Source organism: Mesorhizobium sp. M0663, assembly GCF_040320585.1.
Classification (GTDB): Bacteria; Pseudomonadota; Alphaproteobacteria; order Rhizobiales; family Rhizobiaceae; genus Mesorhizobium.
In genome coordinates this window covers 43,121-58,909 of sequence record NZ_JAMYPX010000029.1, presented here as the reverse complement: position 1 = coordinate 58,909, position 15,789 = coordinate 43,121, and the positions used below count along the sequence as shown (strand labels likewise).

Below are 15,789 nucleotides of genomic sequence, written 5' to 3'. Positions count from 1 at the left end.
GCCGGTTGGCCCGCGCGTTGAGCTCGCCATAGCTCAGGCGCTCGTCCTCATGGACCACCGCCACCGCCTCCGGCGCCTGGCGCACCTGCGCCTCGAACAGCTCATGGATGCACCGCTGCGAAGGATAGGCCGCCGCCGTCCGGTTCAGATCCTCCAGCAGATACGTCCGCTCGGCGGCCGACAGCAGCTCAATCCGGCCCACCGGCTGTCCGGCATCGGCAACCACAGCGCACAACAGATTCTGCAAATGCTGCGTCATGCGGTCGATCTGCTCCGGTGCCAATCGACTTGCATCAAAATGCCAGCGAAAGCTCCCATCCAGAGCGCAAACCTCAAAGGTCAGCAAATCGCCGCATAGGGCTGGCCCAGCTCTGGGGCTCGTCTTCAGATCGCCAGCGACGGAACAGCTGTCTGTCGTGATGGTGATGCCAAGCGGCCAGGGCCGGTGCGACCGTAGCGCCTCCACACCTCGCAATGTCGGGCAGCGCGCGATAAGATCCCGGGCAAAGCTAGCGTGCGCCCTCAGCTGAGCGAATTCGGCCGCCACCGCTTTGCGCATTTCCTCAAAATCATGTGCAAGATCAATGGTAACTTCCATCGGCACGACAGAGGCGATAAGCACCTCCACCGCTTTCGAACCGGCTTGCGATCTATCCGATGCAGGCGTCCATCCCAGTTGAAGCTCTGTTTCTCCCGCGATACGGGCGAGATAGATCAGCCAAGCCGTTACCAGGTATTCCGTGCGATCATGTGGCGCCAGTTTAGCCAAAGCACTTGGAATGAACCACGAGCTCGACTGCCATCTGTGCGGCGCTTCAGCCACGGACGCCGATAGAAAAGGAAGCTGCAATATTTTAAACTGCTCAAGCCGCTGTCGCCAAAAATCCTCTGAAGGCGCCAGCTTTTCATGGGCGGCAGTTATGCTCCGCGCCTGATCACCGCTCAAAATTGGAAGGCGATAACCTTCATCCAGATTGAAGTTCCTGGCGAGTGCTCGCGCGTCCAGCAGCTGACCATCGGGGCCGCCAAAGCAAACATCAACATCCTGCGCACCCGTTGCCACACGCCAGTGGCCGGAGTGGATTTCAAGCAGGGAACCCGCCGGAAGGCCCGAGCGTCGAGGCAACACCTCCAAGCGCCTGACTATGACAACGTCATCACCGACGAAAGCCTTGGGCAGACACAATCGATTGGGATTATACGGCCCAAAGTCTAGTGCACGCGTCATCGCTGACAAATCTCGCGCGGATCGATCCCATCGCAGACAGCCTGCCGCATCTGGGCGTCGACGTCTCGGAAAATAGCTTCTGTCGACTAGCGCCTGCGGACGAGCAGTAAGCTTTCCCTTCGCCAAGCCAGTTAAAAGCTCGCGGAAGCCCTCGACCGCGGCTTCATGACATCTGAGGTTCAAGCTCAACGCCGTGTCGGTGAGCGCAATTAACACTTGGCGCTTAACCACCAGCTCACCCGCATTAACACCATCATCGATACGATGCCACGTGATGGCATACTCGCTCTCCTGGGCCAGCAGCGCCCAGGACGTCGCGTGAGTTCCTGCATATCGTGGCAGTGGACCGTCGTGGTAATTGAAAGCACCTTGTCGCGCTCGCCCAAACATGTCCGGTGGCAATATAAGCGGATTGGCAACGGAGAAAATGCAATCCACCGGCTCGGCCTTCAAACGAGAGCAGAGCTCGTCAACACTCGCAATACAGGGGATATTGGCGCGAGCCGCCCACTCTGCGAATATAGCGTCGCCACACAGCGCCGCGCCAATGAGGTGGCCCATCTCCATTGCCAGCTGCGCGCACCTAACTGCGAGCGTACCACGGCCAACAAACACGCTAGAGGAGATTGATTGGGCTGCAGGGCCTTGCCCAGTCCAATCGCCTGTTCCGTAAGCGCTTGCGCGCTTCGGTGAAGACTGACGTGCCATCTTCACCCCTCGGCCAGTCCATCCACTAAGCTGGGCAGTTCCCGCCCTAACCGCCGCGCCACATAGCGGCCTAAACCTGTCACACTGGTTCGGATTTGCTCGGGAGTAACCGCGCTGAATGCTAATCGAATCCGGCAGTCTTGAGAGTTATCCAACGCAAAGAAGCTCATCGGCATAACAATGACATTGTCACACCTTGCACACTCGTCCACGCTGTCCGCGCCAAACCGGAAAGGAAGGTCAAGAGACAGGAAGAAGCCGCCAGAGGGTCGATTCCATCGAATCTGCTCCGGGAAAGGCGAAAACACACTGTCCAGCTGACGCAACATGACGTCGCGATTTGCACGATACCAATCCAGCGCGGGGCGAATCCAGCCACGCAAGCTTGCTGCCTGCTCGATCAAGAGTCCCGCCACAATCGCTTGGGTAATGTGGCTTGTATTGAGCGAGACGAAACTCTTGCGCTGGACCAGGTTTTCCCAAAGTGCCCGGCAAGCGCGCGCGTCTCCAAATATTGTATCGGGCAGTGTCGCAGCTCCCACGCGGAGAGCTGGGCTCAAGGTCTTGGAGAATGTGGACAGGTAAATAACACTTCCTACCTCATCCAAAGCGGCCATCGGAGGGATCTCATCACCTTCATACCGAAATAGCCGATATGGATTGTCCTCCAGAACGATGATCCGATTTCTTGCGCACACTTGAAGGATATCGCATCGTGAGGCCTTATCGAGGACGCGCCCGGTCGGATTGTCAAAATCGGGAATGAGGTATAGAGCGCGGGCCCTCCGACCACTCTGGCGCAATTGTAGGACGGCGAGTTCGACTGCCTCTGCAACGCAAGGCACTGAGTTGCACAATGCTGTAACGGCGACCCTTGCGGCCTTAGCTGCACCGGTCGCACCAATATACGTGGGATTGCAGACTAGGAGCACATCGGCAGCTTCAGGGCACAGCGCCGGGAGGCAGAGTGCGAGCGCTTCCTGGCATCCTGAGGTGATCAGTACGCGATCCGCCCTCGCGGGAACCCCCTCATCAGACCGGACCTGTTGCGCAACGAGCTCGCCGATAATGCCGGCGGTTCGTCCATACTGCAGCAAGTGCGACAATAATCGCCCGCCCCCGTGACCGCCAGCTGAATAGCGTTCATATACTACTAGTGCATTCAACAGCACCTGGGGGTCGAGCTTGTCGAAGAACCGCTCACTCGGTCTGCCAGACGCCAGCGAGACTGCCGAGGGAAACGTGCTCGAGACTTCGTTCAAAAATTTCATAACTGAACATTGCGATCTGTGATCCAACATCGAACCCTGCGTAGGACTATCGGCGAGCTGAGGACCACACCAGTCTCAGAGCGAGGGCATCATTGAGGTCTAAGGGCTCACGCATTTTCACGGCTTATTCGCCAGAATGATCAAGCTGATCAAAAAGGCACCCATCGTTTGATTGATGAATCCATCCTGCGCGCCTGAGTGCATGTCTTCGAAGCTGAGCCGCCTCTCAAAGCGAGAGGACTCGGATCCTATGAAGTTGGCAAACTGCGTCCACGCACACCTAGAGCTGACCGGATTTTTGGTAGTCATGAGACGATTTCTCCTCAACCGCGACCCAGATACACCATGACCGTGCAAGTGCCGTGCCAAAGGAAAATCATGCCAAAACAATTAAGTGGCGCTACTAAGATGACTAGTGTCCGACATTGTCGGACATTGGACGCAAGCATCTGAGGAAGGCTCGAGTTTGTCGCGCGCGTGCGGGTTGTCGGACAGGACGCTGCCAGGTTCCGGCCAGAAGCTCTAAAGGCGAATCCGGGCGGTGAAGGTACGCTGATCGAAGGCTCCGCGTCTTCGCCGATTGCTCAACGCGCGCCACGGCGTAACAGAAACGGCCGAGGATAATCGCCGCTGGGATGAAAGTTCAGTGGCCAGGTCACCGTGCCTGGCGCAGATCAGGTGACGCTTTCCTTTTCGTCGAGTTCGTTCGCCTCGACCTGTTCGGCTTCTTTGAGCCCGAGGAGAAGCTGATCTTCAGTAAGTGTTTCGGCGCGTCGGCCCGCTGGCGCTGCAATCCTCTGATGATCTGGCGCAGATAGGCATTTTCCGCTTCGCGCGAAAGCACCATCGCTTTGAGCGCATTCAGGTCACTCGGGGCGCAGGTGCAGGCGGCACGGCCGGTCCAGTCCGCGAGTGTCAAACGGTCGAGAGCGATGTCTCGCCGCTTGCAGATTTTTGGCAGTCTGTAGAGAGTGAGGTGATCGGCGCATTTGGAGACGGCGACCAGGCTACGATCGCTTTTGTCGGAATGCCACCTTCGATCAGTCTTGCGGGACCCTGGTAGGCCGGCGGGCGCGCCTGAAGTCGGATCACCAGCATCGCTATAGAAACCGAGGGGACGACACCTCGTCGATCAGTATTTTCCAGCCTGCTCAAGCTGCTCGAAAAGCTCTTGTACGTTGTTTTCAAGAAATGCTTCCTCTCCGTTCCGATGGATGAGTTCAAAGCTTATCCCCGTATTAGGGCATCGAGAAGAGAATGCTTGTGTTAGGCCAGGTCCCTCAATAATGGTCGTGTCGAACGACAACCCCCGCGCTCTAAGCGTATTGACCGCCGCCGACACATCGTCGACAGCTAATGCAACATGAGCTAGACCTACCCCGTAATTTTGGACAAGTTGAGACACCTGCGACTCTGGCTCTGTGCCTTGGCAAAGTACAAAGCACATGTCGTTCCGAACCATGTCCGCACACACCATCCCAGTCTTCTTACCCTTTATATGCAAACGCCGCCTAAGCTTAAAGCCAAGGACATCTTGAAACAGGTGGATAGCGTTATCTAGTTTATGAACCGCCAAAGCTATGTGATCAATGCTGTGTAATCGAGGGTCATGATGGCCATTTGCCTCGATAGATACTTTCAGAGAGCCATCAGACGGCGAACCCACGGGATAAGTCATTTTTTTGAGTCCTTCTGTTTAGGTGACGCAGCCAATTTAATGATCAAGCCATAAGCTTGCTAACAGCCTGATTACACATGAGTAGCCTCGCGTACGGGAATGGTCCATTTTTGCGTGGTCGTGGGACAATTTCTGCTCAATGTGAGCGCGTTTGTCGATGACTTGCATTTAACATGCCAACGGAAAAAACAGGCGCTGGCGTCTGGAGCGGTTTCGCCGCTGACAGGGGTCAGGTCAAGCCGGTCAGGTTCACGCGCTTTGAAGCGGTGGGATCCCGATCGTCTGGTCAGGATCATGCGCGCGGAGCGCAAGGCATGATCGCCTCAGGAGTTGTCGTTTACGTGTCGTGCCACCAGATCCGGAGAGCATGAGGAACTGTGGGGCGGTTGGTGGCGGAGGCTCTCTGAACGGGCCGGAACCGCGCCACAGAAAGTGCCCGTTTGGTCGGCCGCAACGTGACTGCCCCACAGTTCCTCATGCTCCCCTTCTCATAAAATCGCCGCTCCTCATGTCGTCGCGCCGAACCGTACGGCAATATCGGGGACCGACTTGCGTTCGTCCGCCAGATCGCGGAACGCCTCGTACTGGTCGACCGGGTGCATCCGCTTTGTTGTCGGCCTACAGACATGGACGTCTTCAACCGGACACGTTTGAACGCCACGGCGGACTGTCTCATAAGAAACCACGATCCCGCGCTCCAGCAGCATTTCTCCGACCAGACGCAGGCTGAAGGGGCCGGGAAACGATGGCGCTTGTAGCTGACAGTCGCGGTGTTCATTCCGTCGTCGATGCCGCAAACCCGTCGATTCTGCGAGGAGTCCTAAGCTGGCGTCTGATGAGGACAGCGTATCGCAAGTCCCACGATCCGGATCAGGGCCGCTTGATCACATCCCGTATTGTCGGGCGCGTAGCCGATGTGGCGCATCGTCAGGCGTGCCGTCAAAGACCTTGGCACGAGCCTTGCTGCACTAGCCTTGCTTAAGTGGAAACAAAACCACGAGCTCGCGCTGACCCGCATTGAAGGAGAAGTCGCATGTCCGGTATTGCGGGCGCGTTTGTGTTGCCTTCAAGTCATTCACAGGAGACGGTTTATAATCGGCTCAAGCACATGGTTCCGAAGCTTGACAATCGTGGACAAGCTGGGTTCGGTCTTGCAGCGTTCATGCATGCAAAAGGAATTCGATATATAAGGTCGTGTCGGCCACCACGCGAATTGGTAAACATCGATTGCGATGGGCAGGACGCGAATTTCAGGCCTCATGTAGCGATTGCACATATTCGCAATCCATCTTCCCAGGAAAACGGTGGCAACGTCGCCCAGCCTGTTGATAACCATAAAGCCGGCTGCCGCCATTTGGCCCTTTCGTTGAATGGGGCTTTAGTCAACGCTGATGAACTTCGGAAAGAATTGCTCGCGCGAGGGCATAGCCTCGACGGCACAACGGATGCAGAGCTTCTGCTCAAGTTTATTGAGCACATTTGCCAAAGAGCTTTTTGGCAGCATGCTCTCCCGGTCGATTACGAAAGTGTATTTCGTGATATCGATGACCGGATTGATGGAGCCGTCAGTGCACTTGTGTTGGATGGCGAAGGAAGTCTGATTGCTTTCCGCAATAGTAGTGGTTTACGTCCTTTGGAATTTATGCAAACCGAAGATGGATCTATACTTTTTGCTTCTGAAAATTCAGCTTTTGCCGGACTACAAGGCAAAACGGAGGAAATTTCGCCAGGCCACATCAAGTATTTGGATGGAAAAACAGGAGAATGCATTGACAGCTTCGTGGGCCATGCCCGACACAGCCCTAAGCTTTGCGTCTACGAAACGCTTTACATCGGAAATCTCGAAACGTCGATACGAGGCCAATCTCACCTGGCCACGCGGCACAATATAGGCGTGACTCTGGGTGGAACTATTTCGCCGAAAGTGGCAGCAGAGATGGGCTCTGCCCCTATTGTCGTTTCCTCCATGCCGCATACCGGGGGCCCGTACGCCGACGGCTTGTTCGCATCTCTGGCCGAGAAACACGGTGCTTTCGTCCAGCGACGTGAAGTAATCGCAACACAACTTCAGCAGCGGACGCTTATAGGTATCGTTGGCACTCGCAACTCGGTTATCGCGCAGAAATACTGTGTCGACGCAGAAAGCGATGTTAGGGACAGGGTTATCATGATGGTGGACGAAGCACTAATTCGGGGGGATACAAGCCGGGCTGTAACGGAAATGCTCCATGCTGCCGGAGCGAAGGCTGTGCATTGGGCGATCGGTTCGCCACCTATCGTCGCGCCGAATTATTACGGCATGGGCATCGAGACGATCGACGAGCTGGCGTTCTGGAAGGTATGGAAAACACTGCCACCCAAAAAGCGGATAGAAAGCCTTAGCTTTCATAAAATCGAACCGCAAACCCTAAGGGTGATCGAGAGCAAAATTGCCCTATCAATCAACGCTGCGTCCATCACCTTTCTGCCCTTTCACGCTCTGATACCGTTGCTGCCGGGAGGGTCCGATGGAATTGATCTATCTCCGTTTACGTTCGACATGCCAACTCCTGCGGGGGAAAAACGCGCGAAAGACAATTTGAATAGATCGATCACCAATCTCGCCTTTACCGAACTATGCTTGCCTGAGGTCACATCATGAAACCTACTCTTGTATTCGATTGGAACGGGACCCTGCTTAACGATGCCGATGCATTTCTACAAACAACCAACGCTATTCTGAGCCGCTTTGGTCGCGCTGCCATCGATATGCATACTCTTCGGGAACAGTGCGAGGTTCCACTTTCTATCCTTTACCGCAATCTTGGAATGTCGGAAAGCGAGGTCGCAGAAGTGGAAAACGATGACAGCGCTTTTTTTCACGACATGTACGAACCGCTGGCGAGCAAAGCTGATCTACGCGAAGGCGCGCGCCGCATTTTGGAAACGGCGCGTCAACAAGCCGTCTCAACCATCATTCTCAGCAACCATATAGTCGAGCCCCTTCGTACCCAACTGCGAAGGCTCCGAATCGACGATTGTGTCACCGAGGTTCTGGCATTTGAAAGCCGCGCCACTCAATATAAATCCATGAGTAAGGGCGACCGGCTTGGCGTCTACATGCAAACAAACAATCTGAGCGCCGAGTCGACCTTCATCATTGGCGACATGCCGATCGAAACTGATATTGCACGTAACCTCGGGCTGATCAGCATATCTATTACAGGCGGATTTGTTTCCGAGTCGCGTTTGCAGGCGGCGCAGCCAGACTACATCATCCATGACCATCATAAGCTGCTGCCCATTCTGAAAAAGCACGGCTTCTTTCGGAATGCGTAAATGAGTTATGCAATAGACCTGACTGGAAATCCGGCATCAACCGCACGCCTACGACACGGGACAAAAGATCGGCTTGGTCGGCGCAGGACACATGGGACTGGTATGGATCAGTCTTTACGTCATGGTGCCGAACTGCATATCAAAGCCCGCGCAATGCGCTGTCGCGGATGAACTTGACCGCGCGGAACGCGAACACGATCCCAGGGCCGATCGTGATGCCCGCGCCGGGATAGACTCCTCGCATGACTGAAGTCGCGTCATTGCCGCACGCGTACAGCCCATCGATCGGCTTTCCCCACTGGTCGAGCACCCGGCTATAGGTGTCTGTCGCAAGACCGGTAGCCGTTCCCAAGGTGGCTGGAACGATCCGCAAGGCAACGAAAGGACGGGTCTTGATTTGACCGAGGTTTGAATTCGGCTTGCCAACGGAAGGATCGCCGAGCGTCCGGTTGAACGCGGATTCACCTCGCTGGAAATACGGATCGACACCCGTTCGGGCATGCTCGTTATGCTCCTGAACCGTCTGTTCGAGCGCCTTGGGATCGAGGCCGATCTTCACGGCCAGCGCCGCGAGGGTATCCGCCACCTGGATGTACCCGGCACGCTCGTAGGATTTCGTGCTGAGGGTCCACGGCCACGGAAGAAGTTGGCCCATACCGCGCTTCTTGAGAAATTCATGATCGCAGATGAAGTAGAAGCGCTCATCCTTCGGGTAGCCGTTCTCGAACATCGCGATGCAGATGTCGTGATATGGGTTCGACTCGTTGACGAAACGCCGCGCGTCCGGGCCGACGGCGATCACGCCAGGGCGGCCGCGGTCCAGCCAGCCGTAAGGAACCGTCTGCATTCGTCCGCCTTTTTCGCGCAGCAGCGACACGGGTGTCCAGAAGCCGGCGCTCGCGACCTCGTTGTCGATCTTGCCGCCCGCTTGCAGTCCAATCTTGATACCATCGCCCGTAGCGTCCGCATGGGCCAGGCTCTGGTCATGCTGGTGATCGCCGCTGAGAGCGCTGCGAAGTCCGGCATCATGGGGGAACCCCCCGGTTGCGAGCACGACGCCGTGAGTTGCCCGGACGCGCATGTCCCTGCCGTCCTTGCATATGACCGCCCCAACCACCTTGCCCTGATCTATGACCAGTCCGGTGACCGGCGCGCTGGTCCAGATATCCACCTGCAGCTGTCTCAGGCTCTTGATGAATCTCGCAATCAATGCGTTTCCGCCACTGAACTCGGTGCCGCGCCTGTAGCGCATCCGGTCGCCGATGTAGCGCCCCAGGCGCTTCAACACATGTTTCATGGAATCCCTCGACTTGAAGGGATTGAGGAATCTTCCAACCTCGCCGGAAGAGATCATCATGCCGCCGAGAACCACGCGAATGGGATCGGCGACCAGATCGAAGTCCTTGTCCAGCAGGCGGCCATCGTACGGAGCGGGGCTCAACGCGCGGCCTGAGTTCACACCGCCGGGCCGGCTTGAGTGGTAATCGGGGGCCGCGGCGAGCATGAACCTGACCTCGGAATCCTTTTGGATCTCGATGAGTGCCTCGGGTCCGTCCGCCAGATAGGCTTCGACGAAGTCCTCCCGGTAGTAATTCCCGAGTTCTCCCTTCAGATACGTGCGGGCATTGTCGATGCTGTCTTCGACCTTCGCGGCCAAGGCATGCGGCGAGCAGGGTATCCATATCATTCCGTTCGACAGGGCGGTCGTGCCGCCGAGCTTTGGGGATTTTTCGGTCACCAGGACGCGCAGTCCCGACTGGGAAGCATACAGGGCCGCGGACAGGCCCGCCGCGCCGCTTCCGATCGCGATCACGTCGTAGACCGCGTCCCAGTGTGCGGAGCCCGCCTGCTTACGCACGGGTGGGGTTACAGTGTCGGCCATGGGTTCCTCGGCAGTCGTGCTTAGGATTTGTTGCGGTTCAGGGGGACGGCCTTGAAGGCTTCGGCAGCCGATTTCACGGCTCGCTCGATCGGAATGCGCTCGATCGAGGACGCGCCGACAAAGCCGATGCAATCGGTGGACCTGTAGACTTCTTCGGTATCCTGCGGCTCAGCTATCGCGCCGCCATGGGCGAGAAGGATGACGTCGCCGCGGACAGTGCGCGCCGCGTTGTTGATCCGGTTGATCCGTTCGATCGCCTCGCCGATCGCCTGCCCCTCGTCATGGCCGACAAGCCCGCCACGTGTGGCGCCGACATGAGGAACGATGCAGTCCGCGCCTGCTTTGGCCATGTCCGCCGCGTCGTTCGCTGAGGCGACATAGGCCATTGAGAAAATGCCCTTCTTCCGCGCCGTGGCGATCATCTCGACTTCGCGCTCGAAGCCAAGGCCTACGCGGCCACGGCGGTCGCGCCACTTGTCGCCCATCGTGGAGATCGTCGGGTAGTTGATCACGCCGGAGTAGCCAGCGGCCCAAAACTTGTCGAGAAGCCTGTCGAGATCGAGCCGGACCGGGTCCCACGCTTCAACGCCGCCAATGACCGGAACATCGGAGACGACATTGCGGATCTCGTCGGCCATTTCAATGGTCCGCGCGTTCGAATCCCCAATCCGGCTGGTCGGCAGGCCCATGAGCCGTGAGAGGCCCGTGCTGTAGACGACAAGCATGTCCGCACCGCCAAGCGCGGCACATTTGGCGACAAGGCCGCAGCTGCTACCGGCAGCCAGGATCGCGGCGCCTTTTACGGACTGCTCGGCGATCCGGTCCAGGATTTCGTTGCGGTCAAACATTCTCATCGACGGTCTCCGTATCGACGTGGTCAAGTACCCATTCGACCGCGGCACTTGCGAATTCGGGATCGTTGATGTGGCAATTGAGTTCCCGGACGGGGATGGTGTCGGGAAGCGCGGCGCGCAGGCCTGAGAGCCATGCGCGGTTCGCCTCGGGATCGTGAAACGGCCCGCTTTTGCGGTCGTAATCCGACACGCCTTTCGAGGGCCACAGGACCTGCGCGGGTCCTCTCGACGCCGACAGCTTTTGCGCCGTGAGGCGGCCTATCGCGTTCGTTTCTTCAGGCGTCGTGCGCAGCAGGGTCGTATACGGCGTGTGCGCGTACAGCCTGCGCTCGGCGAACCGGGGTGGCAACGAGGAGCGGACACCGAAGTTCACCATGTCGACGGCGCCGGGAGCGATCAATTGCGGAATCCCGCACCGCCCGGCTGCGGTCAGCCGATCGGGCCCGGCGCTGGCAGTGCCGCCAACGAGTTCGTCGGCCAGCTCGGTCGTGGTGAGATCTATCACGGCATCGAATTCACCCGCGTCGACCAGCGATTCCATCTTTCGCCCGCCAGCGCCGTTCGCCGGAAAAACGATCGTCTCAATCTTCTTTTCCCCAAGAAGCCGGACGCATGCGTTAACAGCGGGGGTCGTCACGCCAAACGACGTGATGGCTACGATCTTTCGCCGCGATTTCGCTTTGGGAAGGTAATGCATGGCGGCGATTGCTCGCGCCGCGTTTTCAAGAACCCGCGACGTGAACCCGTTCACGCCGAAGAGATCGACCAGCGTGGGATAGAGCAGGACATCCAACTTCCCTGCCAGTTCGGCAAGCAGGGCCGGGCGTGCGCTGGAGACCAGCAGCTTGGGAAAGCCGTATGGCAGGTCGGCGACGACTTCGCCGAACACGCCACTCCCTTTACCGCCGGCGATGCCGATCACGGCGGAGACCTTGCCGGTCTCGAAAAGTCCGTTCACCGACTTGCGGGCCTCGCCCGCGATTCCCGCAAGCAGAACCGCCGGATCATTGGACCGGAGCCTTCCGTCCTTTGAGGTGCCCACATCGACGAATAAGACGCTGCGTCCCGCGCCCCTGACGATGTCGGCCACGAAGGAAGCCTCGGCCTGCTTCGTGTCCATCGTCGCGACAATGGCCACGGAGTTTGCGCTGGTTGTTTCTGCGATCACGATGTTCCGTACCTTCCTGCAGGGGATGGAGCGGAGGTCGTGCCTTGAGCTCCCATGTCTTCGCCCTCCAAGGCACCGCTCTTGCTTTGTTGCCCAGGACCAGTAAACGCTTGGGGCAGGCTGGATAATCGGCTGCCGAAGGAGAGATGGGTAAAAATGGGTAGGTGGGTAATCGTAGACCGGCCGATCTGGACCGAGCGTGCCCCGAGCGACGATGACGCCTATGTGTTTGCGCCGAGCCTTCGCGCCTTGCCGGCCGGGTTTCCCCTTGTGATCGCGACGCTTCCCGTTTGCGACTGGAATGGCGAGTTACTGCGCGGCCTCGACGAGATCGAGCCCGTTGCAGGCGCTCGTTGCTACGCAGCGATCTTGATGATCGACCCGTTCACGCTTTGGGAGGACGTCGCGGATGCTCTGACGGAGAAAGGTTTCTGCGGCGTGGTGAACTTTCCGCCAGCCGCTCTCATCCAAACCAGCTCGGAGGCGGGTGCCGAAGACCATCTGAATTCAGTTGAGCTGGAGCGCATGAGATGGTTCGCGGAGAATGGCTTGGGCTTGGCTCTGACATCGACCAATCGAGACGCAGCCGCGGCAGGGAAGCTGTTCCAGAAACAGCCGGAAGCCATGCTCCATGTACCGGCGACGGCCCTTTCCTGTCCGATAGCGCCGGTCACGTCGCTTGTCCGTTTGGGCGAAACGGGTAGCGAACTGCCTGTTTGGTCGCTGCCGGCGCCGTTGTCTCCCCAAGACTGAGACGTCATTCTAGGATGCGGTGCTTCTTGATCTTGTTGTATAAGGTTTTGCGGGTAATGCCGAGCGCGGCGGCAGCTTTGCCGCGGTGAAGCTTGTTCCGGCGCAACGCGTCGATGACCCATTCTCTCTCCGAAAGGGTCGTGGTCCCTTTGGTTGCCGGTTTGGCTCCAAGAACCGGAAGGACCCGTTCCGCCGTGATCGAGGTGTTCGAGGGCAAGGTGGCCAGCTGTTCGATGACATGGCGAAGCTCCCTGACGTTGCCTGGCCATGCATGGCTGGCCAGCGCCAAAAAGGCGGAGTTTTCGATCGTCAGCGCCTTTGCATCCGCATCGCCCTTGGTCTCCACTGTGAAATGGTGGATGAGCGCAGGAAGGTCTTCCAGCCGGTCCCGCATGGGAGGAAGCATAATTTCCAGCCCGGTGAAGACGCTTCTCAATCGTGGCGATAGGGGCAGCGCTTCCAGCCATGCTCCGGCAGGCACGGTGCAGGTGGCGATTATCTTTGCTTCCGATCGCGTCGCAACCGCGCCGTTAACGGCGGTGAAGGTGCCGCGCTCCAGATAATCGGCAAGCTGCTCCTGACCGTCTTCAGACAGCGTGTTGAGGTGAAGAATGACCAGGGAGGTGTCCGTTGACATTTCCAGCAGCGACACCCGGCGCCGTGCGTCCTTTTCCGCTTCCATGCCGAAGAGCGCCATCTCGTTCTGGTTGCCGGGCGCCTTGCGGCAAGGGAAGGTAACCGGCTTGCGGTGCTTTCTCGCGCCGAAGGCATGCACCAGGGTCGCAACGCGACGCTTCCCCGTGCCCGGTTCGCCGACGATCAGTACCGGGTTCGTGCCCGTCGAAAGACGCTTTGCCTTGTCGAGCGCCTGATTCATCAACGCCGATTGCGCGATCACGCCATGGCGGTAGCCGTTCAGCTGGAGCTGCCGTTCCAGCAGGTCGACCTTTTCCCGCAGAATGTTGATGGTCTTGAACCCCGAGGTCATCTCCAGAACCGACATTTCGAGCGGCACCCGGTCGAGGGAAGAACCGCCGATGAACCCCTGCGTTCCTGTCTCGCGGCAGACGTCCATCAACTCCTGGGGCTTCGTGATCGGGCCGCCTCCGAGCAGACAGACGACATTCCTGTTGATGCCGTGAGCCGCCCGCGCGATGTCTCGCGTTCGGGCGGCGAGTTCCGCCAGGCCGATGGACGACGACGACACCGCAGTTTCAGCAGGGTTGAGATTGAAATTCATGCAGATGGCGCCCACGCCCGCTCCGACCATTCGGCGGGCCTCGGTCTGCGTTCGGGTGTAGGCGATCGTCATCAGGCCGCGCTGCGCCGCCTTGACGAGCAGTTCGACCTCGCGGGCGTATCCGAGACCGCAGCCTTCGAGGATGGACCTACGCGTCTCGTCCACATGGATCACGGACGGAAAATTCGTGATCCCTGCAAACCCCCATCGGGTGATATTGTCGAGGAAGCGATCGAGGTCGAGCCGAGGGTCGAACGTACAGGCGCCGAAGAACACCGGGAGTTTCGTGCTCCTGAGGATTTCGGAGCGGGCGAAACCGGAAACGAATTCGTTGCTGTTGCGGATGGGAAAGATCGACGCTGGAGACGAAGCACCCATCGCACGGAACCGGCCGGCGTTGAGCGCCAGCACGAAGTCCGCCCCCGCGCGTTCGGCCGCCCGCGCTGTCATGCCGGAGCCGATCGCGGCTCCCAGGATAAATGACCGCGAGTTGCCGAGGATTTGCCTGAAGTCCGTTATCTCAGGGTTTCCCGTTGGAATGCCGCGATCCTAGCACGTTTGCGGATCGAATGTTCAATTCCAGCTCCTGGGCGCCTCCAGCCTCGTCAGTGCCTTCCCTTCGGCGTCGAAGAGGTGACAGTCGGCAGCGGAGACGGCGAGTAATACCCGCCCGGCGTTCCCGGCGTGAAAGTGGTCGTTGGGCGACCGGGCGACGACATGGTCGCCGAGAGCGGTCCCATAGAGATATGTCGCGCTTCCCAGATGTTCAACGAAGTCGACGTCGATCTCGACGACGAGCTCGCCCGGCATGCCGGTTGGCGCCACGAAATCATCGGGGCGGATGCCGAGTGTCAGCGGGCGGCCACCTTTCGACGATGTCGTCTGTATCGGCAACCAACGGGACATCTTATCGCTTAAGGCGATCTCGGTCCTTGCCTGGTCGGAGCCTTTCTCCTTGCAGGGCAGAAAGTTCATCCTTGGCGACCCTATGAAACCCGCGACGAACTTTGAGGCGGGCCGATGGTAGAGATCGTGCGGCGACCCGACCTGTTCTATGCGACCGTCCTTCAGGACCACGATCTTGTCGGCCATCGTCATCGCCTCGACCTGATCATGCGTCACGTAAATCATGGTGTTGCCCAGCTGCTTATGAAGCTTGGCGATCTGCACACGCATCTGGACACGCAGCTCGGTATCCAGATTGGACAGCGGCTCGTCGAACAGGAACACCTTGGGCTCTCGGACGATGGCCCTTCCGATCGCAACGCGCTGACGTTGTCCGCCGGACAGTTGCCGTGGCTTCCGGTCGAGAAGGTGCTCGATCTGGAGCAGGGCGGCGGCGGCTTGGACGCGGCCGGCGATCTCGTCCTTCTTCATCTTTGCCATCTTAAGCGGGAATGCGAGATTGTTGCGGACGGACAGATGCGGGTAAAGGGCATAGGACTGAAAGACCATGCCAAGATTGCGGTCGGCGGCATCAATCTTGTTTACCACCTTGTCGTCGATCCTGAGCGTTCCACTGGTGATCTTTTCCAGTCCGCCGATCATGCGCAGCAATGTCGACTTGCCGGATCCGGAGGGACCTACAAAGACCACGAACTCGCCATGCCGAATGTCGAGGTCGATATTGCGCAGGATCTCAAGGTCGCCATAGGCCTTCCTGATCCCTTCGAGGCGAACCTCAGCCAT

General features: G+C 58.5%; 11 protein-coding genes and 2 pseudogenes. 3 read left to right on the top strand and 10 right to left on the bottom strand.

Annotated features, from left to right (window positions below; translation table 11 throughout):
• From NKI54_RS30150 to NKI54_RS30130, 5 genes and pseudogenes are all read right to left on the bottom strand, one after another.
• Positions 1-1,789: formyltransferase family protein (locus tag NKI54_RS30150; RefSeq protein ID WP_352693316.1), on the bottom strand; the 1,789-nt coding region annotated here is incomplete at its 3' end.
• 149 nt (positions 1,790-1,938) lie between these two features.
• Complete coding sequence (locus tag NKI54_RS30145; RefSeq protein ID WP_352693315.1) at positions 1,939-3,207, bottom strand: aminotransferase-like domain-containing protein; 1,269 nt, start codon at positions 3,205-3,207, stop codon at positions 1,939-1,941.
• An 871-nt stretch (positions 3,208-4,078) separates the two neighbouring features.
• Positions 4,079-4,260: pseudogene (locus NKI54_RS30140) on the bottom strand (IS66 family transposase); the annotation flags it as partial.
• 79 nt (positions 4,261-4,339) lie between these two features.
• Positions 4,340-4,885, bottom strand: a complete 546-nt coding sequence (locus tag NKI54_RS30135; RefSeq protein ID WP_352693313.1) for a VOC family protein — start codon at positions 4,883-4,885, stop codon at positions 4,340-4,342.
• Between the two features lie 659 nt (positions 4,886-5,544).
• A pseudogene (locus NKI54_RS30130) lies at positions 5,545-5,628 on the bottom strand (IS6 family transposase); the annotation flags it as partial.
• A 290-nt stretch (positions 5,629-5,918) separates the two neighbouring features.
• Here NKI54_RS30130 and NKI54_RS30125 point away from each other — a divergent pair.
• Together NKI54_RS30125 and NKI54_RS30120 are read left to right on the top strand one after the other, a co-directional pair.
• Positions 5,919-7,526: an amidophosphoribosyltransferase gene (locus NKI54_RS30125; protein WP_352693311.1), complete on the top strand. Its 1,608-nt coding sequence runs from the start codon at positions 5,919-5,921 to the stop codon at positions 7,524-7,526.
• On the top strand, positions 7,523-8,203 hold the full coding sequence (locus NKI54_RS30120) for an HAD family hydrolase (protein WP_352693309.1): 681 nt from the start codon (positions 7,523-7,525) through the stop codon (positions 8,201-8,203). Before NKI54_RS30125 ends, NKI54_RS30120 begins: the two co-directional genes overlap by 4 nt.
• A gap of 139 nt (positions 8,204-8,342) precedes the next feature.
• Here the strand turns inward: NKI54_RS30120 and NKI54_RS30115 are convergent, their stop codons facing one another.
• Genes NKI54_RS30115 through NKI54_RS30105 form a run of 3 tightly spaced genes read right to left on the bottom strand, consistent with a single transcriptional unit; the run spans position 8,343 to position 12,107 of the window.
• Positions 8,343-10,085: an FAD-dependent oxidoreductase gene (locus NKI54_RS30115; RefSeq protein WP_352693307.1), complete on the bottom strand. Its 1,743-nt coding sequence runs from the start codon at positions 10,083-10,085 to the stop codon at positions 8,343-8,345.
• Positions 10,086-10,105: 20 nt separating this feature from the next.
• Positions 10,106-10,939, bottom strand: a complete 834-nt coding sequence (locus tag NKI54_RS30110) for a phosphoenolpyruvate hydrolase family protein (RefSeq protein WP_352693306.1) — start codon at positions 10,937-10,939, stop codon at positions 10,106-10,108.
• Positions 10,926-12,107 (bottom strand): Tm-1-like ATP-binding domain-containing protein, encoded by a 1,182-nt coding sequence (locus NKI54_RS30105; protein WP_352693304.1) that lies wholly within the window; start codon positions 12,105-12,107, stop codon positions 10,926-10,928. The genes NKI54_RS30110 and NKI54_RS30105 overlap by 14 nt, the downstream gene beginning before the upstream one ends.
• A gap of 270 nt (positions 12,108-12,377) precedes the next feature.
• Here NKI54_RS30105 and NKI54_RS30100 point away from each other — a divergent pair, with 270 nt between their 5' ends.
• Positions 12,378-12,860, top strand: coding sequence for a hypothetical protein (locus NKI54_RS30100; protein ID WP_352693302.1), 483 nt, complete (start codon positions 12,378-12,380; stop codon positions 12,858-12,860).
• A gap of 4 nt (positions 12,861-12,864) precedes the next feature.
• On the opposite strand, the gene NKI54_RS30095 is transcribed toward NKI54_RS30100, so the two are convergent.
• Both NKI54_RS30095 and NKI54_RS30090 read right to left on the bottom strand, forming a co-directional pair.
• A complete protein-coding gene (locus NKI54_RS30095; RefSeq protein WP_352693325.1) occupies positions 12,865-14,601 on the bottom strand; it encodes a phosphoenolpyruvate hydrolase family protein in 1,737 nt (578 codons plus the stop codon).
• A 72-nt stretch (positions 14,602-14,673) separates the two neighbouring features.
• Positions 14,674-15,789 (bottom strand): ABC transporter ATP-binding protein, encoded by a 1,116-nt coding sequence (locus NKI54_RS30090; RefSeq protein WP_352693300.1) that lies wholly within the window; start codon positions 15,787-15,789, stop codon positions 14,674-14,676.

Bases quoted from the DNA above. Each gene is read 5' to 3' on its own strand.
- NKI54_RS30110 (WP_352693306.1), bottom strand. From the start codon at position 10,939: ATGAGAATGTTTGACCGCAACGAAATCCTGGACCGGATCGCCGAGCAG.
- NKI54_RS30125 (WP_352693311.1), top strand. From the start codon at position 5,919: ATGTCCGGTATTGCGGGCGCGTTTGTGTTGCCTTCAAGTCATTCACAG.
- NKI54_RS30145 (WP_352693315.1), bottom strand. From the start codon at position 3,207: ATGAAATTTTTGAACGAAGTCTCGAGCACGTTTCCCTCGGCAGTCTCG.
- NKI54_RS30090 (WP_352693300.1), bottom strand. From the start codon at position 15,789: ATGGCTGAGGTTCGCCTCGAAGGGATCAGGAAGGCCTATGGCGACCTT.
- NKI54_RS30115 (WP_352693307.1), bottom strand. From the start codon at position 10,085: ATGGCCGACACTGTAACCCCACCCGTGCGTAAGCAGGCGGGCTCCGCA.
- NKI54_RS30120 (WP_352693309.1), top strand. From the start codon at position 7,523: ATGAAACCTACTCTTGTATTCGATTGGAACGGGACCCTGCTTAACGAT.
- NKI54_RS30135 (WP_352693313.1), bottom strand. From the start codon at position 4,885: ATGACTTATCCCGTGGGTTCGCCGTCTGATGGCTCTCTGAAAGTATCT.